This is a genomic window from Nocardia sp. PE-7, from assembly GCF_030486425.1.
Taxonomy (GTDB): domain Bacteria; phylum Actinomycetota; class Actinomycetes; order Mycobacteriales; family Mycobacteriaceae; genus Nocardia; species Nocardia salmonicida_A.
Genome location: NZ_CP129614.1, coordinates 1077264 through 1095347, shown reverse-complemented (window position 1 = coordinate 1095347; position 18084 = coordinate 1077264). Strand labels below are relative to the sequence as shown.

The following is an 18084-nucleotide window of genomic DNA, read 5'->3' as shown; positions in this document are numbered from 1 at the left end:
AGAGTGTCGAAGACCGCGGATCAGCTCCGACCAACTGTCGAACGCGCCACATGGGCGCACCGAACAGGAGCCGAACCATGAAATTCATGCTGGTCAAGACCTATTCCGAGGCTGCCTACTGTGACATCGCGCTGCCGGATTGGGCACCTGAGGACATCGCCGCCCACATCGACTTCCAGCGGGCGCTGGGCGAACAGCTCGCCGCCGCGGGTGAACTCGTCGACGCGCAGGGCCTTGCCGCACCCGATCAGGCGATGATCGTGTGCTCCGACGGCCGCTCGGCGCCGGTCGTGACCGACGGGCCGTTCCCGGAGACCAAGGAGTTCCTGGCCGGTTTCTGGGTGGTCGATGTCGATTCGGTCGAGCGCGCGGTCGAGATCGCCGCGCAGGCCTCCGCGGCGCCCGGCCCCGGCGGCAAGCCGATCGGTGAATACATCGAGGTGCGTCAGATCATGAGCGCGCCCGACGTCGCGTGACCGAGACCCTGCCACGCGTCGAGGACCTGCTGCGTGAACTCTCACCGCAGGTCCTCGGCGTACTGGTCCGCCGCTTCGGCGATTTCGACCTCGCCGAGGACTCGGTGCAGGATGCGCTGCTCGCGGCGGCGACCCAGTGGGATCGCGACGGACTTCCGGACAATCCGCGTGGCTGGCTGATCCAGGTCGCCCAGCGGCGGATGGCCGACGCGGTGCGGGCCGAGGTGGCGCGGCGACGCAGGGAAACAACGGTTTTCGTGCGGGAGGTGCCCGTCGACGCGATCGAGCGGGACGACACCCTCGATATGTACTTCCTGTGCTGTCACCCCGACCTGCCGCCCGCCGGGGCCGTCGCGCTGACCTTGCGCGCGGTCGGCGGGTTGAGCACCGCCGAGATCGCCACTGCCTTCCTGGTACCGGAATCGACCATGGCGCAAAGGATCTCGCGGGCGAAGAAATGCCTGGCCGAATCCGACCGACCGTTCGCCGACGGCGCGCACGACAGCACTCGGGTCGGTGCGGTGCTGCAGGTGCTGTACGTGATCTTCACCGAGGGCCACACCAGCAGTTCCGGTGCGGGCTTGCGGCGCGGCGATCTGTCGGCCGAGGCGATCCGGCTCACCCGCGCGCTGCGCCGGCTCCTGCCCGACAACACCGAGGTCACCGGGCTGCTCGCGCTGATGCTGCTCACCGACGCGCGCCGGGCCGCCCGCTCCGGACCGCACGGCGAACTGATCCCGCTCACCGAACAGGACCGCTCCCGCTGGGACCGCGCGCAGATCACCGAGGGCCTGCGGCTGCTCACCGCGACCATGCCCGCCGGGTTGACCGGGATCTACCAGATGCAGGCCGCCGTCGCGGGTCTGCACGCCGAGGCCCACCGCCCCGAAGACACCGACTGGGCACGAATCCTGCAGCTCTACACCATGATCGAGCGCCTGACCCCCAACCCGATGATCACCCTCAACCGGGCCGTCGCCACCGCGATGGTGCACGGTCCAGCCGCGGGGCTGGCGGTAGCCGACAGCGTCGCCGAACCACTGTCCCGCTCGCATCGCCTCGCAGCCGTCCGTGGACACCTCCAGGAGATGGCCGGTGATCACGTTGCGGCTGTCGTCGAATATCGCCGCGCCGCACAGCAAACGGCGAGCGTGCCCGAACGCGACTACCTGCTGCTCCGCGCCGCGCGCCTGCGCGTCGGCGACGCGAAGTGACACCGGCGATCGAGCGGTGTGACGCACTGTCCGCACCTGGCAGACTCGGTCGGATGACGGACGTTTTCAGCGCGGGTGTGCTGGTGTATCGGCGGGGCGAGGCCGGAATCGAAGTGCTGCTCGGGCACATGGGTGGGCCGCTGTGGGCGAAGAAGGACGCGTCGGCATGGTCGATTCCCAAGGGTGAGTACGTGGCCGAGGAGGAGTCCGCGCGCGATGCGGCCCGGCGCGAGTTCACCGAGGAGCTCGGGCTGCCGGTGCCCGAGGGCGAGTGGACCGAACTCGGCGAGGTGAGTTATCGCAGCGGGACCAAGCGCAAGTTCCTCACCGTGTGGGCGGTCGAGGGCGATCTCGACCCGGCCGAGGTCGTGCCGGGAACCTTCGAGATGGAGTGGCCGCCGAGGTCGGGCCGGGTCGCGGAATTCCCCGAGATCGACCGGGCCGACTGGTTCGACCCCACTACCGCGGCGGAGAAACTCGGCAAGGGCCAGCGTCCCTTCCTCACCCGCCTCACCGATCAGCTGAACTGAGATCGGAGTAGATTTCGACTATGCCCACCGACCTGCAGCTGAAGATCACGAACAGAGTTCACCGCGTGCTGCTGACGGTGAGCGGCGGCCGCCTCGGCAACTCGTTCTTCGGGATGCCGTCGCTGCAACTCACCACGATCGGCCGCAAATCCGGGGAACCGCGCAAGGTCATGCTGACCGCGCCGATCATCGACGGCGACACGATCGTGATCGTCGCCTCGCGCGCCGGCGATCCCACCCATCCTGCCTGGTTCCTGAACCTGCGCGACAACCCGAACGTCGAGGTGTCGTTGCGCGAGGGCCCCGAGCGCCCGATGACAGCCCGCGTAGCCACTCCCGACGAACGCGCGACGCTGTGGCCTCGGGTCACCGCTGCCTACAAGGGCTACGCCGACTATCAGACGAAAACCACGCGCGAGATCCCCTTGGTCCTGCTCACGCCGAGGAACTGACCCATCTGCCGACGGGCACACGGGGACGCGGCGGGCATCGATCACGATGCCGCCCTAAACCAGCGCGGCCCGGAACTCGGTGGGGCTGGTCCCGCGTAGGCGCTTGAAGGCCGCGCTGAAGCCGAACGCATCGGAATAACCGACGGTGGTCGCCACTTGGGCGACGCTGCGCGCCGGGTCGGCGAGCAGTTCTTCGGCTTCGGCCATCCGCCATTCGGTGAGGTAGGCCAGTGGCGGTTCACCCATCACTTCGGTGAAGCGTCGAGCGAACAGGGCGCGCGAGACCGCCGCCTCGGTGGCCAGGCCCGCCACGGTCCAGCGGTGGAACGGCCGGTCGTGGATGGCGGTGAGCGCCGGGCCGACGATCGGGTCGGCCATTCCCCGGTACCAGGCAGGCGCGCAGTGCTGCTGTTCGGCGAGCCAGGTGCGCAGCGTGCAGACCAGCGCCCAGTCGAGCAGCCGGTCCATCAGCGCCTGCGAGCCCGCGCTGAACCGGACCGCGTCGGCGGCGGATTGTTCCAGCCACAAGCACATTTCAGGGTCTTCGTGGACCACCATCACCGGCGGTAGCGCGCGCAACAGCCGTTCGTGGCGTCGCCCCGACGCCCGGTAGGCTCCGACGAGCAGCGAAGTCTCCCCTGGCACACCGGTTGTCGACGGCGTGACGATCAATTCCGATGTCGCGCAACTGGTATCGGTGGGGCCGAATCCGTCCGGCACGAAACAGGACAGCTCGTAGCGCTCGTGCGGACGGTCGAGCGCGGCGGGCGTGTCCGCCAGGTAGAAGGGTTCACCCGCCTGCACTAGCGCGGTGTCGCCGGCGACCAGACTCGTGCGTGATCCATCGGCGAGCACCAGCGTGCCGCCGCCGCGCAGCACCGTCACCATGATCAGCGGCGCACGGTCGGCGAAGCGAATCGTCCACGGCGGGCGCAGCACGGCATGGGCCACGACCGATCCTTCGGCACGAATGCCACTCAGCAATGAACTCAACGGATCCACTTCACCAGCGTAGACGAATTCCTATCGACTAGAGATGATCGCCCATAGATCGTCCACATGATTCGCGGTTGACTCTAGGGACCGGGCCGACCAGCCCGGACCCGATCGAACAGGAGCTCACCGTGACCCAGTCCGCCGCCACCACGACTGCCACCGCCGAACTGACCACCACCGGATCGAGCACCACCGAGACCTCCACACCGAGCCCCACCGCGCTCGTGGTGCTCGGTCACCACCGCTCCGACTCACTGTCGGCCCATGTCGCCGACCGCGCCGTCGGGCGTCTCACCGCCGCCGGGTACACGGTGGATTTCCTCGATCTGCATGCCGAGAATTTCGACCCGAGGATGACCGTGGCCGACCAGCCCGAGTGGGGCAATCGCGACAAGGTCTACTCCCCCACCGCCGAGGCGCACATGCGGCGGATGCTGGCCGCCGACGTCGTTGTCGTCGTGTTCCCGGTCTACTGGCAGAGTGTGCCCGCCCTGCTCAAGGGCTGGATCGATGCCGTCTGGAACTACGGTTTCGCCTACGGTCGCAGCAAGCCGCGACTGGCGGGCAAGCGCATCCTGTGGCTCGGATTGGCCGGCGCGACAGCCGATGACGCGATCGTCCCCGGGATGCAGCAGTTGCTGGAAGCCCAGCTCAACGAGGGCCTGGCCTACTACAGCGGTTTCGCGGACTCCCGGGTCGGCCTGCTTCCCGACGCCGAGGAGCAGCCCCAAAGTCTCGACGCCGAGGGCAATCTCGTGATCGGCGAGGCGATCAGCGGAGACGCGCGAACCGCCCACTACGCCGCCTTCGACGCCAAGGCCGAGGGCTTCGTCGACGCCTTGCTCAGCGCGAGTCGCGTCGCCGCCTGAACCGACCGTTCGGCCGACCGGGAACCTGCTCCGGTCGGCCGAACACGAGGCCTCACGCACTGATCCCGTCGCGCACCGAAGCTCTCGGTAGCGACGTCGAGCGGTTCAGAGCCCGGTGAGCGTGCGGCGCAGCACACTGTAAAGCTCTGTGGGCGTGCCCGATTCGACCGCGGCCTTGTCGATCAGGTCGATGGCCGCGGCGGTGAACTCGTCGCTCTGGATCTGTACGTAGTCGTCGGGGGTGTCGATGCCGACGGCCTGCCCGGCCAACGAGGTCGCTATCGCCTGCAGGAACGGGATCGTCAGCGCGGCCAGGTGCGCGGCGGTACCGCCGGTGGTGCGGACCATCGTGGCGCCCTGCTGGAACGCGGCGAACATGGCGTACATCGCGCCCAGGATCGACACGTCGTACATGGCGGCGGCGCCGAGATCCTCGCCGACGAATTCGGCCCTGCCGAACAGTTCCAGCACCGACCGGTGACGATCGAATGCCGTGCTCACCCCGCTGTAGATCACGAGGGAAGCCGGGCCGCCGATCATCTCCGGCGATGCCATGATGCCGCCGTCGATCAACTCGACCTCGGCGGCCGCGGCCCACCTGCCCAGCGAGCGCGCCTGCTCCGGAGTCGTGGTGGTCAGGTTGACCACCGTTCGCCCCCGCAACACCGCCGCGGTGGGCTCGATGTGCTCGCGCACGGCAGCGTCGTCGAGGACACACAGAATCACCAGATCGGCCGCCGCCATCGCCTCGGCCGCGCTCCCGGCTACCCGCGCACCCTGTGCCGCCAGTGCCTCGGCCCGCGACGCGGTGCGGTTCCACACCACCACCTGATGACCGCCCGCCAGCAGCGCCTTCGCCAGCGCGGTGCCCATCGCCCCGAGACCGATCACCGAAACATGCTGCGCTGCCAGTGAATTCGTCATAACTGCCTTTGCGTCGAAGTTCTCGTTGCCCGTTCGGGAACGCACTTCTAGGTTCGCCTTCTGCACTACAATCGACAAGTACCGACTATGAAGTGCAATACCCACCAAAAGGTAAGTAAGGACATCATGAAGCAGCGCGTGCGTCCGTATTCCTGCGAACTCGACGCCGCGCTCGACGTCGTCGGCGGCAAGTGGAAAGCGCTGATCCTGTGGGCCCTGTCCACCGGCACCCAGCGCTTCGGCGACCTGAAACGCCTGATACCCGGCGTGACCGAGAAGATGTTGATCCAGCAACTGCGCGAGCTGGAGCACGACGGGATCATCCATCGCGAGGTCTACGCGCAGGTTCCCCCGAAGGTGGAGTACTCGCTCACCGATCGTGGGGTGTCACTCAACGCGGCCCTCGCCACACTCGGCGCCTGGGGCAGGGAGAACATGACCCATATCTGCGCGGTCAAAGGAGTCGACGCACCCGTGCACTGAAGCGCCGACGCAAGGCCGGCGCCGCTCAGGTCACGCCTGAATTCCCGCCCACTTCTGACCGGTGATGCGCTCGTAGGCCTCTTCGTACTTGCGGCGAGTGCCTTCGACGACCTCGGCGGGGATCTCCGGGCCCGGGTATTCCTTGTTCCACCCGGTGGAGGTCGACCAGTCGCGCACGAACTGCTTGTCGAAGGAGCTCTGGGCGCGGCCCGGCTCCCACTCGTCGGCAGGCCAGAAGCGCGAGGAGTCCGAGGTCAGCACCTCGTCTCCGAGGGTGAGCACCTCACCGTCCCACCCGAATTCGACCTTCGTATCGGCGACGATCACGCCCGCCTTCGCCGCGTGCTCGGCCCCGCGCGAGTAGATCTCGAGGGTCAGATCGCGCAGCTTCTCGGCGACCTCGCGGCCCTCCTGGTTCACCACATCGGCGAAGCTGATCGCCTCGTCGTGCCCCTCGGAAGCCTTCGTCGACGGCGTGAAGATCGGCTCGGGCAGCTTGTCGCCGTCGCGCAGACCCGCGGGCAGCGCGATCCCCGACACCGTCCCCGACCGCTGGTACTCCTTGAGCCCCGACCCGGTCAGGTACCCGCGCGCGATGCACTCGACAGCCAGCATCTTCAGCGGCTTCACCCGAATCCCACGCCCGGCGAACTCCGCGGGCACGTCGGTCGCCGAGATCACATGATTCGGAATCCCGGTGAAGTACTCGAACCACCAGTTCGACAGCTGCGTCAGCAACGCGCCCTTGTCCGGAATCGGCGTCGGCAGCACCACGTCGTAGACCGACACCCGGTCCGACGCGACGAGCAGCAGGGTGTCGCCGTCCTCGTAGAGGTCGCGAACTTTCCCGGCGTGCACATGCTTCAACGTCGAGCCTCCGAATCTCCGGTGCGGTACCTGCGGGTTTCCCCGAACTCTACCGGCCCACCCGCGGCCGCTCTCAGGCCTACCCGGCCCACCCGTCGACGGAAACTCGTGAGCGGGCGCCGACGGCAAGTGGCATTGTGGACGCCGAACTACCGTGCCGTGTTCGTCGACGACGAAGGAGATCAATGTCCGCCCCGAATCTCACCCGCGACCAGGCGGTCGAACGCGCGGCCGTGGTGGCCGTGCAGAACTACCGGATCGAACTCGACCTCACCGATCAGCCGCGCGGAGCGGGGTCCGAGGTGTCGGACACCTTCGGGTCGAAGACCACTGTCGCCTTCACCGCCACCCCTGGTGCGAGCACCTACATCGATCTGGTGGCGCACCGAGTGCGGTCGGCGGTGCTCAACGGCGTCGCACTCGACGTGAGCGCCTACGACGAGTCGACCGGCATCGCGTTGCCGGGGCTGGCCGAGAACAACGAGCTGGTCGTCGAGGCCGATTGCGAGTACTCGCATACCGGTGAGGGCCTGCACCGGTTCGTCGATCCGACCGACGACAAGGTGTACCTGTACTCGCAGTTCGAGACCGCTGACGCCAAGCGGATGTTCGCCTGCTTCGACCAGCCCGATCTCAAGGCCACCTTCGACATCGTCGCCACCGCGCCCGCGGACTGGGCCGTCATCTCCAACGGCGCCGATATCGAGCAGCACGAGATCGGCGCGGTCGTGCGCCACACCTTCGCCACCACCCCGCGGATGAGCACCTACCTGGTCGCCCTGATCGCGGGCCCGTACGCGAAGTGGTCCGACACCTTCACCGACGCGAGCGGCGAGATCCCGCTCGGTCTGTACTGCCGCGCCTCGCTGGCCGACCACATGGACGCCGAGCGACTGTTCACCGAGACCAAGCAGGGTTTCGAGTTCTACCACAACAACTTCGGCGTGCCCTACGCCTTCGGCAAGTACGACCAGCTGTTCGTGCCGGAGTTCAATGCGGGCGCGATGGAGAACGCGGGCGCCGTCACCTACCTCGAGGACTACGTGTTCCGGTCCAAGGTGACCCGCGCGTCCTACGAGCGTCGTGCCGAGACCGTGCTGCACGAGATGGCGCACATGTGGTTCGGCGATCTGGTCACCATGAAGTGGTGGGACGACCTGTGGTTGAACGAGTCGTTCGCGACCTTCGCCTCGGTGCTGTGCCAGGCCGAGGCCACCGAATACACCAGCGCCTGGACCACTTTCGCGAATGTGGAGAAGTCCTGGGCCTACCGCCAGGACCAGCTGCCCTCGACCCACCCGATCGCCGCCGACATCCCCGACCTGCACGCGGTGGAGGTGAACTTCGACGGCATCACCTACGCAAAGGGCGCTTCGGTGCTCAAGCAGCTGGTCGCCTACGTGGGGCTGCAGCCGTTCCTGGCCGGCCTGCGCGACTACTTCGCCGACCATGCCTATGGCAACGCCACTTTCGATGATCTGCTCGCGGCGCTGGAGAAGGCATCGGGGCGTGACCTGTCGGACTGGGGCACGCAGTGGCTCAAGACCACCGGGCTCAATATCCTTCGCCCCGATTTCGCCGTCGCTGCCGATGGCACGTTCTCGAGCTTCGCGGTCGAGCAGGAAGGCGCCGCGCCGGGCGCGGGCGAGTACCGCGTGCACCGGATCGCCGTGGGTATCTACGACGATGTCGACGGCAAGCTGGTGCGCACCAAACGAGTCGAACTCGATCTCGACGCCGCCGGGCGCACCGAGGTACCCGAGCTCGTCGGTGTGCCGCGCGGTGCGCTGGTGCTGGTCAACGACGACGACCTCACCTACTGCTCGCTGCGCCTGGACCCCGATTCGCTCGACGTGGTCGTGCAGCGCGTCGGTGACATCGCCGATTCGCTGCCGCGCACGCTGGCCTGGTCGGCGGCCTGGGAGATGACCCGTCAGGCCGAGATGAAGGCCCGCGATTTCGTCGCGCTCGTGCAGCGTGGAATCGGCTCCGAATCCGAGATCGGCGTGGTGCAGCGGCTGCTCATGCAGGCCAACACCGCCATCTCGAGCTACGCCGACCCGGCATGGGCCGACCAGGAGGGCTGGGCGGCATACGCCGACCGGCTGCTCGAGCTGGCCCGCGACGCCGAGGCGGGTTCGGATCATCAGCTCGCCTTCGTCAACGCGTTGACCGGGACGAAGCTGGAAACGCGCCACACCGAGGTGCTGGCGCAGCTGCTCGACGCCGACCCGGCGGCGGCCGGCCTGCCCGGTCTCACCGTCGACACCGACCTGCGCTGGCGCGTCATCACCGCGCTGGCCGCGGCGGGTCGGATCGACGCCGACGGTCCGGCCTCCCCGACCATCGACGCCGAACTGCAGGGCGATCCGACCGCGGCGGGCAAGCGTCAGGCGGCCACCGCGGCCACCGCGCGCCCGATCGCCGAGGTCAAGGCTCAGGCGTGGGACAAGGTGATCGGCGACGACTCGGTGCCCAACATCACCGCCCGCGCCATCGTCGGCGGGTTCGCCCCCGCCGGTCAGGGTGACGTGCTCGCGCCGTACGTGGACAAGTACTTCGCCGAGATCCCCGCGGTGTGGGACCGCCGCTCGAGCGAGGTCGCGCAGACCGTCGTGATCGGCCTGTACCCGCACTGGGCGATCACCGAGGAAGCGGTTGCCAAGGCCGACGAGTTCCTGGCGGGCGACCACCCGCCTGCCCTGTACCGCCTCGTCTCCGAGGGCCGAGCTGGCATCGAACGTTCCCTGCGCGCACGGGAATTCGACGCCAAGTAGTTCGACCGAAGGGGCCCGGTGTCGCGATGTCGCCGCACCGGGCCCTTGCCCTGTCCGGAGCTGGATGACTGTCGCGCCCGCGCTGGACGGTCTTGCTGCTGTGAGCGGATCTGCTGGGGGCAGCAACGGCGGCGCGCGGGGGTGTGCGCGGGGCACCGTGGACTCATGGCACACGACGACAAGAACCCGATGTTCAGCTGGCGAGCCCGCGAACAACTGTTCGGCCGCCGAATCCTCGTCCTCGACGGCCCCCTCGACGACGACAACGGCACCCTGCTCATCACCCAATTACTCACCCTCGCAGCACAATCCCCGGAAGCCGGAATATCGCTGTGGATCCACTCCCCCGGCGGTTCGGTCCCCTCGATGCTCGCGATCCGCGATGTGATGCGACTCGTTCCCTGCGAGGTCTCCACTCTGGCTCTCGGCTTGGCTTGCAGCGCAGGTCAATTCCTGCTCTCCTCCGGAACGCCGGGTAAGCGCTACGCCCTGCCCCATGCGCGGGTCCTGATGCACCAGGGGTCGGCGGGGATCGGCGGCAGCGCGGTGGAAGTGGAGGTGCAGGCCGACGATCTGCGCCACACCGTCGACACGGTGCTCGGCCTCATCGCCGCCGACACCGGCCAACCCTTCGACCGCATCTACGAGGACTCACTGCACGACCGTTGGTTCACCGCGCCCCAGGCACTCGAGTACGGGTTCATCGACCACATCGTCGAATCCTTCGACCAGGTCGTCCCGAACCGGCATCGCATCGGGATCACCGCATGAGAGCCGGTCCCCGAAACACCATCGCCAGGAAGGCGAGCTCATGACCTACACCATTCCCAATGTCGTGTCGCAGCATCGCGGCGGCGGTGAGCGGATCACCGACATCTACTCGCACCTGCTCAGCGAACGCATCGTGTACCTGGGCACCCCCATCGACTCCGGCGTCGCCAACGCGCTCATCGCCCAGCTGCTGCACCTGGAATCCGACAGCCCCGGCCAGGCGATCAGCCTCTACATCAACTGCGAAGGCGGCGACCTGTCCGCCATGCTCGCCGTGTACGACACCATGCGATTCATCAAGGCGCCGGTGCACACCACCTGCGTCGGCCAGGCGATCGCCGTCGGCGCCGTCCTGCTCGCCGGCGGCGCGCCCGGCCACCGCGCGATGCTCCCGCACACTCGAATCGTGTTGCACCAACCGGCGACTCGCGGCCAGGGCACCATTCCCGACCTGATCCTGCAGGCCGACGAGATCGTCCGGATGCGCGCGGCGATCGAGGCGATCCTGTCCGAGCACACCGGCCAGACCCCGGAAACCCTGCGCCGCGACACCGACCGGGACCGGGTCTTCACCGCCGAGACCGCGCTCGAATACGGGTTGGTCGACCGGGTCCTGCACGAGCGCGAGTGATCGCCCCGCTCCCGCTTCGCCGACCACGTCGGTCGGTCACTGTCCACCGGATCCCGGCCACAGTGACCGCCCAGCGCGGTGGTTACCTCACTGCTTTTCGATGCGGTCCAGGTACACGCGGCGGGTGGTGTCGTCGACGCGAGTGATGGCGGCGTCGTCGTGGGCCGCCTTGCGCAGGGCCCGCAGCACCGGCTCCGGCACGAGACCGGACGCATTGGCCAGCACGCCGACATACCCGGGCACCGCGGTCTCGGCCGCGCGGGTCCTGACCGTGCGGACCACGGCGGCGGCGATGTCCTCGGGGTCGACGGCGGGCAGGATGCCGTAGTCGATACCGGAGCTGAGTTCGGTGCGCACCGCGGACGGGAGGACCGCGCTCACACTCACTCCGGTGGCGTCCATCTCCAGCCTGGTGGCGGCGGTCAGGCCGACCACCGCGTACTTGCTGGCGTTGTACACGGCCAGCCCCTTGATCGGGAACTTGCCCGCCAGCGAGGCCACATTCACGACGTGGCCGTAGCCTCGCGCGACCATCCCTGGCAGGGCGAGGCGCATGCCGTGGATGACGCCGTAGACGTTGACGTCCATCGTGAGCTGGTCGATGCGGTCGGACTGGTCGAGGAACGGGCCGTTCGGCATCACGCCGGCGTTGTTCACCAGCACGTCCAGCGGGCCGCGCCACCGGGCGGTCGCATCGAGAAACGCCGCGTAGGAGGCCTTGTCGGTGACGTCGAGCGCGTGGCCGATCGCGTGGTCGCCGATCTCGGCGGCGGCCTGCACGGCCAGCGCTTCGTCGAGGTCACCGAGCGCGACGTACGCGCCGTGCTCGACAAAGGCTTTGGCCGTGGCGAGTCCGATGCCGCGCGCGGCGCCGGTGATCGCGATGGTGGCGCCTTCGAGGTCGATCCGGGGGTAGCTCATGTCGTGGCCTCTCGTCGGTGGTGTGCGTGTGCGCTCATGCGGACACCGCTACGTCGTGGGTGATGGTGAAGTCGGCGGGGTCGAACGCACTGACGCGGGTGGTGAGCTCGCCGGTGGACCAGGGCCAGCTGAAACTGTTGCGGCCGTTGGCATCCATGTAGTAGCTGTGGCAGCCGCCCGCGTTGTAGACGGTGCTCGCCAGCGCGGCTTGCACCTGGTCGACGTAGCGCGCCTGCACTTCGGGACGCACGTCCAGCCCCGCCCAGCCTTCGCGCCGGGCGCGCTCGATGGCCGAGACGAGGAAGGCGACCTGGGCTTCGAGGATGGCGAACGCCGAGGAGTGGCCGGTGCCGAGGCTGGGGCCGAGCACGGTGAACGCGTTGGGGAAACCGGTGGTGACGGTGCCGAGGTAGGCCTCGGGCGAGCCCTGCCAATGCTCGGCCAGCGTGCGGCCGTCGGCGCTGCGGACGATGTCGGCCAGCGGGGTGTCGAGGATGTGGAAGCCGGTACCGAGGATCACCGCGTCGACCTCGGCGGTGGTGCCGTCGGCGCCGATCACGGTGTTGCCGCGGAATTCGGCGACGCCGGTGGCGTACACGTCGACGTTGCTCTTGGTCAGCGACTGGAGGTAGCTGTTGGAGAACAGGATTCGCTTGCAGCCGAGCAGATAGTCCGGCGTCAGCTTCGCCCGCACCGCCGGATCGCGCACCACGACACGCAGATACGCCGAGCCGACGGTCTGGACGGCTTGCATCAGCGGTCGCGGATGCCGGAAGGCGACCCCGAGACCTTCCATCATCGCGTATTCGATCGCGCGCAAGACCTTGTGCGCGACCGGGAATCGTCGCATGACCGCCTTCTCGAAACCGGGCACGGGATGATCGAGTTTCGGCAGCACCCACTGCGCGGTGCGCTGGAACAGATGTAGCTCGGCGACCTCGGGTTGGATCGCGGGCACGAACTGCACCGCCGACGCACCGGACCCGACCACCGCGACCCGCTTGCCACGCAGGTCGTAATCGTGGTTCCAGCGCGCGGAATGGAACACCTCGCCGGGGAATTCGGCCAGACCCGGAATCTCGGGTAGGCGCGGTTCGTTCCACGGACCAGCGGCCGAGACGACGAAACGGGCACTCAGCGGACCTTCGCTGGTCTCCAGCCGCCACAGCTGCGCGGCATCGTCGAACTGCGAACCCTCGACCGTCACGCCGAAGCGGGTGTGCTCGGCCAGCCCGTGCTCACGCGCCACCCTGTCGACGTAGTCGAGGATCTCGGGTTGGGTCGCGAACAGCCGCGACCACTCGCTGTTGGGCGCGAAGGAGAACGAGTACAGCCCGGACGGAACATCGCACGCGCAGCCGGGATAGGTGTTGGCCCGCCAGGTGCCGCCGAAGGTGTCGGCTTTCTCGACGATCACCACGTCCTCGACCCCGGCCTCGATCAACTTGATCGCGGCACAGATGCCGGACACCCCCGCTCCGATCACAACGACCTCGTGGTGGCGACTCATACGATTTCTCCTTCGAACGAAACGAGCGGCGCGCCGATCACGGCGCGAGTGGATACGGAACCGGCTGCCCGACACGAGGGGCCCGCGCGGCGACGGCGTCGGCCCACCCGACCCCGAGTCGGGAATGCGCTGCGTGGTCGTCGGCCGCTGCCGAGAGCTCTCGGACGGCGCTTCGCGAAAGGGCGATTCACGCGAGTCGGCCCGCGGAATCACGCAGCGCATCGGCGACTCGGGTCGCCACAGCGCGGCGGGCAGCGGCGACAGTGGCCGGGCGGCGGGCCGAATCCATGAAGTTCGGACCCATGGCGGCGAGTTCTTCCGGGCCGGGTTCGACGCGGATCACCCGGGTGCCCGCGGCGCGCAGCAGGGCCACTTCTCGGTCGAGACCGCGGGTCATCTGTTCGCGGAGCAGACGTTCGACCCGGTTCAGGCCGGTGGCCGGTGCGCCGCCCTCGGACGTCATCGGGGCGATCACCACCACCTCGTCGAGTTCCAGCGGCCCCAGCAGATCGGCCGACACCGACGACACCGAACCGCCGTCGACGTAGTCGTGGCCGCCGATCCGCACCGGGGGGAACCACCCGGGAATGGCCCAGGACGCGGCGATCGCGTCACCCAGCTCGACCGGTTCCGCACCGGACGCGCCCGATGTCCCGACTGTCACGATGCCGTCGGCCGTTTGGTTCGCACCGAAGGCGACTCGCTCACCCGTTGCCGCGTCGGCGCCGACCACCCAGGTCGCGGGGTGACTCACCCAGCCGCTCGGCCCGCTCAGCGCCTGACCGAAGGAACGCAACCACCCGGCGTCACCGCGACCGCGCGGAAGGAGGCCGGCCAGCGCGGTGTAGGGCGAACGCGCGCGCAGACCGGCGCCGACCAGACCGAGGCCGGGGAAGCCGAGTCCGGGCAGCGGCGGAATTTTGCCGGGGTCGACGGCGACGTGCGCGGCCAGGACCGGGTCGGCGTCGGGAGCCGCGTCGAGGGCGGCGAGCAGGTCGGCGGGGGTGCGACCGGAGCCGAGCGCCGCCACGAGTTCGGAGCCCGCGGAGGTCCCGATCAGCACATCGGCGGTGCGGGTGTCCCAGTTCATCGCGCGTTCGACGGCGTCGAGGGCTACGGCGGTCCAGGCGAACCCGAGGAGGCCACCGCAGCCGATCGCTAAGCCACGTCGTGTTGTCATATTTCGAATACTAACGGTATTTGAATTCCAGCGGTAGTCCATCTTGCTAAACTCCTGCACATGGCCAGGATGACGCGCAAGGAGTCGCACGCTCTCACGCGTGAACGACTGGTCGAGACAGCCAAGCGGCTGTTCATGGCCGACGGCTACAACGTGACCCCGCTGGAGAAGGTGGCCACCGAGGCCGGGTTCTCCAAGGGCGCGGTGTACTCCAACTTCGCGACCAAGCACGAATTGGGCCTGGCCGTGATCGACGTCGTCCACGTGGAGCGCGCGCAGTCGCTCGTGGACGCGATGCTGCCGCACGACGACATGGCGGAGCGGATCGAAGGGTTCGCGCGATGGGCCGACGAGAACATCGGTGATGTCGGCTGGACCGCGCTGGAAGTCGAGTTCGCGACGAGCACCCGGCACATGCCCGAGATCCGCACCGAACTCGCCGATCGCCGACGTACCCTCACGGCGATGCTCGCCACCGTGATCCAGACACAGGCCGATCAACTCGGCCTCGAACTCCCGCTTCCCGCGGAAGACGCAGCGCTGCAACTACTCTCGCTCGGTATCGGCCTCGGCGTGCAGCGCGCGATCGACCCAGAACTCCCCGTCAGCGCGATCGTCGACCTACTCCGCAGCCAGATCGCCGCCGCCCGGACGAAAACGTCGGTGGACAGTTGATCGCCTGAGCGTCACGCGACCATCGCCCGAGTGCGAAGGCCGGTTGATCGGCCGGCGAGTAGGTGAATCAGGCTGCGAGCAGGACCGCGTTCGGGGCCAGGGCGATCGGGGCGGAGTGGGAGGGGGCGATCTGACGGTTGCCGCCGAGCACCACCGCACGCGTAGGCACCAGCGCGTGCCTGCGCAGGGATTCCGCCACCTGGGCCACAAGATCGCCCAGCGAGGTATCGAGAGCGCCCGCCAAGGCCGCGATCATCTCGCTCGACGGCTCTTTGAGACCGCGCTCGACCTCGGAGAGGTACTGCGGCGAGATGCCCGCGCGCCCCGCGGTGTCGACGAGGGTGGAGCGCTGTTCCAGGCGCAGCGCGCGCAGGCGTTCACCTAGCGCCTCACGCCAGAGTGGTTCCGGCCGCGACCGCTGTTCGCCGCGTCCGCCTGGAATCACCCGCAACCCGCTGTGCTCGCCCATATTCCGAGCGTAGGGATCCCCGGACCGAAACACCCGACTCTTCTGCTCTGGGCGTAACCCGAGCCCTGAAGGGGCCCGCCCTGATCTGGACTGAGCGGAGGGTGCGACGAAGGAGTACCCGGAGGGAGGGAAGATCAGGGGCCCGAAGGGCCCCGCTCGAGCGCGCCAGCGCTCCAAAAACTCAGCGGGTGATGCCGAAGCGGGCGTCCGCCCAGCCGAGCGCGTCGGCGAAGGACGCGGAGACGATCTCACTGTGGTCGATGTTGTCGTATTTGCGGTAGTCGACCGACTCGCCCCGCCCCTGCTGTTCGGCGACCATCGCGTCGGTCGCCTGCAGCGGGACGGTGAGGTCGGCGCGACCCTGGAGAACGAGAACCGGGACGGTGAATCGCAGCCCGCTCGGGTCGTTGTCGTCGAGGACTCGCAACAGCCCGGAGACGTCGCCGTCGGCGGTGAACACATCCTTCGGCGACAGACCGCCCCACTTGTCTTTGTCGCGCAGCCCGCCGGTGCATTCGGAGTCGGCGACCGGCAGCAGGGACTGCGCACGGCCGGTGAGGAATCGGGCGGGGTCCACATCGGTCACCGTCTGGGCGCCGCGAACCAGCAGCGGCAGGTACACCGACACATCGCCGGTACCGAGCTTGCCCAGCGGATTCGACGCCGCCCATTTCGCCATGCGCACCTGTTCGCCGAGGTGTGAGGCGGGCGCCAGCGCGATGGCGCCGAGCAGGGGCGTGTTCGGCGTCCACCCCGCGGCGTCGACAGCGGCGAACAGTGCCGCGTGGCCACCCTGCGAATGCCCCATCGCCACCCAGCGCGAGCCGACAGATTTGTCGACTGCCCTTGCCGCCGTAGCGATGTCGGCCATCGCGCGCAGCTCGGTCTCGCCGATCATGTACCCGTGACCGCCCGGCGTCCCCAAGCCCTGGTAGTCGGTCCTGGCGACCGCGTACCCCTTGGCCACCCAGCGAGCCTGTTCGTCCCTGCTCGGGGACGAGCCTTCCGAGCGCGAGGCCGCGCAGACATCGGCGACTCCGGTACTACCGGGCCCCCAGGAAATGAGCGGCCAACCACCCTCGGGCGCATCCCCTTCGGGCACCGCGAGCGTCCCCGACACCGCGACGGGCTTCTCCTGCGCATCCAGTGACCGGTACAGCGTGAGGTAGTTGCGGGCGCCGGGCACCGCTTGCGCACCGGTGAGCGACTGCGTGCGGATCACCGAACCACGCTGTCCCGGAATCGATTCCGCACCGGGGTTGTAGAACGCGGAAAGCGGTGCGGCCGCCGCGAATTCGGCCGGTCGGCTGTCCTGGGCGCAGGCCGATGCGAACAGCGCGAGGCACCCCGCCGTGATCACCCGAGCAATACGTGTGTGCAAGTTTCCCCCGATACGCCGACGGCCTATGACGTGGCCGATAAACCGCCGACCAGGTTACTCGATGCCGTCCAACGGATTCAGCGCAGGACCCGACCGAGGAAGTCGCGGATCAACGCGGCGATCTCGGGTCCGTGCGTCTCCAGCGCGAAGTGACCCGCGTCGAGCAGATGCAGTTCGGCATCGGGCAGGTCGCGCAGATACGCGCGGGCGCCATCGGCGCCGAAGATCTCGTCGTGGGAACCCCAGGCGATGAGTGTCGGCGGCCGGTGCTCGGCGAAGTACTTCTGGAAGGCGGGGTAACCGTCGAGGTTGTTCTTGTAGTCGAAGAACAGTTGCAGCTGGATCTCCTTGTTGCCCGGGCGGTCGAGGTAGGCCTGATCGAGGGTCCACGCATCCGGGCTCACCAGCGCGAGCCGGTCGGCCGGAACACCGTGCGTGTACTGCCATTTCGTCGCGTCGAGCTCGAGCAGCTCGCGCACCTGCGGCTCGTGGGTGACGCGGTCGTTCGCGTGCGCGAACAGCACCTCCCAGAACGGGGTGAACCCTTCGAGGTAGGCGTTGCCGCTCTGGGTGATAATCGCGGTGATCCGCTCGGGGTGACGCGAAGCGATGCGCAGGCCGATGGGGGCGCCGTAGTCCTGGATGTAGATCGCGAATCGGTCGACGCCGAGGGTGTCGAGCAGTTCCAGGGTGATCGCGGTGAGTGCGTCGAAGCTGTAATCGAATTCGTCGACCGTCGGCATGGCCGACTGGCCGAAGCCGAGATGATCGGGCGCGATCACGTGGTAGTCGTCGGCCAGTGCGGGGATCAGGTTGCGGAACATGGCCGAGCTGGACGGGAAGCCGTGCAGCAGAAGCAGAGTCGGCTTGTTCGCCTCGCCTGCCTCGCGGTAGAAGACCGAGCGGCCCTGGATCTCGACCGTGCGGTGGCTGATCTGGTTCATCGTGGATCTCTTTC

The 18084-nt window shown here is 68.2% G+C and carries 19 protein-coding genes; 10 read left to right on the top strand and 9 right to left on the bottom strand.

What is annotated here, in order from left to right; translation table 11 throughout:
• Positions 1-77 precede the first annotated feature (77 nt).
• The 4 genes from QX204_RS05130 to QX204_RS05115 are packed head-to-tail and all read left to right on the top strand — an operon-like array spanning position 78 to position 2672.
• Positions 78-476 (top strand): YciI family protein, encoded by a 399-nt coding sequence (locus tag QX204_RS05130; RefSeq protein ID WP_062985225.1) that lies wholly within the window; start codon positions 78-80, stop codon positions 474-476.
• Complete coding sequence (locus tag QX204_RS05125; RefSeq protein ID WP_301905436.1) at positions 473-1690, top strand: RNA polymerase sigma factor; 1218 nt, start codon at positions 473-475, stop codon at positions 1688-1690. The genes QX204_RS05130 and QX204_RS05125 overlap by 4 nt, the downstream gene beginning before the upstream one ends.
• 53 nt (positions 1691-1743) lie before the next feature.
• Positions 1744-2220: an NUDIX hydrolase gene (locus tag QX204_RS05120; protein WP_301905435.1), complete on the top strand. Its 477-nt coding sequence runs from the start codon at positions 1744-1746 to the stop codon at positions 2218-2220.
• A 20-nt stretch (positions 2221-2240) separates the two neighbouring features.
• Positions 2241-2672: a nitroreductase family deazaflavin-dependent oxidoreductase gene (locus tag QX204_RS05115; protein ID WP_301905434.1), complete on the top strand. Its 432-nt coding sequence runs from the start codon at positions 2241-2243 to the stop codon at positions 2670-2672.
• 54 nt (positions 2673-2726) lie between these two features.
• Here the strand turns inward: QX204_RS05115 and QX204_RS05110 are convergent, their stop codons facing one another.
• A complete protein-coding gene (locus QX204_RS05110; RefSeq protein ID WP_301905433.1) occupies positions 2727-3674 on the bottom strand; it encodes an AraC family transcriptional regulator in 948 nt (315 codons plus the stop codon).
• A 68-nt stretch (positions 3675-3742) separates the two neighbouring features.
• Between QX204_RS05110 and QX204_RS05105 the strand changes: the two genes are divergently transcribed.
• A complete protein-coding gene (locus QX204_RS05105; RefSeq protein ID WP_301905432.1) occupies positions 3743-4537 on the top strand; it encodes an NAD(P)H oxidoreductase in 795 nt (264 codons plus the stop codon).
• 105 nt (positions 4538-4642) lie between these two features.
• Here QX204_RS05105 and QX204_RS05100 read toward each other — a convergent pair whose 3' ends face one another.
• The gene (locus QX204_RS05100; RefSeq protein WP_301905430.1) at positions 4643-5461 is read right to left on the bottom strand and encodes an NAD(P)-dependent oxidoreductase; all 819 of its coding nucleotides are present in this window, start codon (positions 5459-5461) and stop codon (positions 4643-4645) included.
• 126 nt (positions 5462-5587) lie between these two features.
• Between QX204_RS05100 and QX204_RS05095 the strand changes: the two genes are divergently transcribed.
• Entirely contained in the window at positions 5588-5944 is a 357-nt protein-coding gene (locus tag QX204_RS05095; protein WP_301905429.1) for a winged helix-turn-helix transcriptional regulator, read from the top strand.
• 30 nt (positions 5945-5974) lie between these two features.
• On the opposite strand, the gene QX204_RS05090 is transcribed toward QX204_RS05095, so the two are convergent.
• Positions 5975-6811, bottom strand: coding sequence for a phosphoribosylaminoimidazolesuccinocarboxamide synthase (locus QX204_RS05090; protein WP_301905428.1), 837 nt, complete (start codon positions 6809-6811; stop codon positions 5975-5977).
• Positions 6812-6996: 185 nt separating this feature from the next.
• Here QX204_RS05090 and pepN point away from each other — a divergent pair, with 185 nt between their 5' ends.
• The 3 genes from pepN (at position 6997) to QX204_RS05075 (ending at position 10990) form a co-directional block, all read left to right on the top strand.
• Positions 6997-9588, top strand: a complete 2592-nt coding sequence (gene pepN / locus QX204_RS05085) for an aminopeptidase N (protein ID WP_301905427.1) — start codon at positions 6997-6999, stop codon at positions 9586-9588.
• A gap of 165 nt (positions 9589-9753) precedes the next feature.
• The gene (locus QX204_RS05080) at positions 9754-10359 is read left to right on the top strand and encodes a ClpP family protease (RefSeq protein WP_301905426.1); all 606 of its coding nucleotides are present in this window, start codon (positions 9754-9756) and stop codon (positions 10357-10359) included.
• 40 nt (positions 10360-10399) lie between these two features.
• On the top strand, positions 10400-10990 hold the full coding sequence (locus QX204_RS05075) for a ClpP family protease (RefSeq protein WP_301905424.1): 591 nt from the start codon (positions 10400-10402) through the stop codon (positions 10988-10990).
• A gap of 87 nt (positions 10991-11077) precedes the next feature.
• Here the strand turns inward: QX204_RS05075 and QX204_RS05070 are convergent, their stop codons facing one another.
• From QX204_RS05070 to QX204_RS05060, 3 genes are all read right to left on the bottom strand, one after another.
• Positions 11078-11911, bottom strand: coding sequence for an SDR family oxidoreductase (locus tag QX204_RS05070; RefSeq protein WP_301905423.1), 834 nt, complete (start codon positions 11909-11911; stop codon positions 11078-11080).
• A gap of 34 nt (positions 11912-11945) precedes the next feature.
• Positions 11946-13421 (bottom strand): flavin-containing monooxygenase, encoded by a 1476-nt coding sequence (locus QX204_RS05065; protein WP_301905422.1) that lies wholly within the window; start codon positions 13419-13421, stop codon positions 11946-11948.
• 187 nt (positions 13422-13608) lie between these two features.
• Entirely contained in the window at positions 13609-14601 is a 993-nt protein-coding gene (locus QX204_RS05060) for a patatin-like phospholipase family protein (RefSeq protein ID WP_301905421.1), read from the bottom strand.
• A 60-nt stretch (positions 14602-14661) separates the two neighbouring features.
• Here QX204_RS05060 and QX204_RS05055 point away from each other — a divergent pair, with 60 nt between their 5' ends.
• Positions 14662-15276, top strand: a complete 615-nt coding sequence (locus tag QX204_RS05055) for a TetR/AcrR family transcriptional regulator (protein WP_301905420.1) — start codon at positions 14662-14664, stop codon at positions 15274-15276.
• 67 nt (positions 15277-15343) lie between these two features.
• Here the strand turns inward: QX204_RS05055 and QX204_RS05050 are convergent, their stop codons facing one another.
• The 3 genes from QX204_RS05050 to QX204_RS05040 form a co-directional block, all read right to left on the bottom strand.
• Complete coding sequence (locus QX204_RS05050) at positions 15344-15745, bottom strand: helix-turn-helix domain-containing protein (protein ID WP_301905419.1); 402 nt, start codon at positions 15743-15745, stop codon at positions 15344-15346.
• 181 nt (positions 15746-15926) lie between these two features.
• Positions 15927-17126, bottom strand: a complete 1200-nt coding sequence (locus QX204_RS05045) for an alpha/beta hydrolase family protein (RefSeq protein ID WP_301905418.1) — start codon at positions 17124-17126, stop codon at positions 15927-15929.
• Positions 17127-17203: 77 nt separating this feature from the next.
• Positions 17204-18070 carry an alpha/beta fold hydrolase gene (locus tag QX204_RS05040; protein WP_301905417.1) on the bottom strand — a complete coding sequence of 289 codons (867 nt, stop codon included), beginning with the start codon at positions 18068-18070 and terminating at the stop codon, positions 17204-17206.
• Positions 18071-18084: the final 14 nt, after the last annotated feature.

What these genes read in the sequence shown, in the direction of transcription:
- QX204_RS05095 (WP_301905429.1), top strand. Translation starts at nt 5,588, where the DNA reads ATGAAGCAGCGCGTGCGTCCGTATTCCTGCGAACTCGACGCCGCGCTC.
- QX204_RS05070 (WP_301905423.1), bottom strand. Translation starts at nt 11,911, where the DNA reads ATGAGCTACCCCCGGATCGACCTCGAAGGCGCCACCATCGCGATCACC.
- QX204_RS05055 (WP_301905420.1), top strand. Translation starts at nt 14,662, where the DNA reads ATGGCCAGGATGACGCGCAAGGAGTCGCACGCTCTCACGCGTGAACGA.
- QX204_RS05080 (WP_301905426.1), top strand. Translation starts at nt 9,754, where the DNA reads ATGGCACACGACGACAAGAACCCGATGTTCAGCTGGCGAGCCCGCGAA.
- QX204_RS05130 (WP_062985225.1), top strand. Translation starts at nt 78, where the DNA reads ATGAAATTCATGCTGGTCAAGACCTATTCCGAGGCTGCCTACTGTGAC.
- QX204_RS05040 (WP_301905417.1), bottom strand. Translation starts at nt 18,070, where the DNA reads ATGAACCAGATCAGCCACCGCACGGTCGAGATCCAGGGCCGCTCGGTC.
- QX204_RS05065 (WP_301905422.1), bottom strand. Translation starts at nt 13,421, where the DNA reads ATGAGTCGCCACCACGAGGTCGTTGTGATCGGAGCGGGGGTGTCCGGC.
- pepN (WP_301905427.1), top strand. Translation starts at nt 6,997, where the DNA reads ATGTCCGCCCCGAATCTCACCCGCGACCAGGCGGTCGAACGCGCGGCC.
- QX204_RS05060 (WP_301905421.1), bottom strand. Translation starts at nt 14,601, where the DNA reads ATGACAACACGACGTGGCTTAGCGATCGGCTGCGGTGGCCTCCTCGGG.
- QX204_RS05115 (WP_301905434.1), top strand. Translation starts at nt 2,241, where the DNA reads ATGCCCACCGACCTGCAGCTGAAGATCACGAACAGAGTTCACCGCGTG.
- QX204_RS05120 (WP_301905435.1), top strand. Translation starts at nt 1,744, where the DNA reads ATGACGGACGTTTTCAGCGCGGGTGTGCTGGTGTATCGGCGGGGCGAG.
- QX204_RS05050 (WP_301905419.1), bottom strand. Translation starts at nt 15,745, where the DNA reads ATGGGCGAGCACAGCGGGTTGCGGGTGATTCCAGGCGGACGCGGCGAA.
- QX204_RS05100 (WP_301905430.1), bottom strand. Translation starts at nt 5,461, where the DNA reads ATGACGAATTCACTGGCAGCGCAGCATGTTTCGGTGATCGGTCTCGGG.
- QX204_RS05075 (WP_301905424.1), top strand. Translation starts at nt 10,400, where the DNA reads ATGACCTACACCATTCCCAATGTCGTGTCGCAGCATCGCGGCGGCGGT.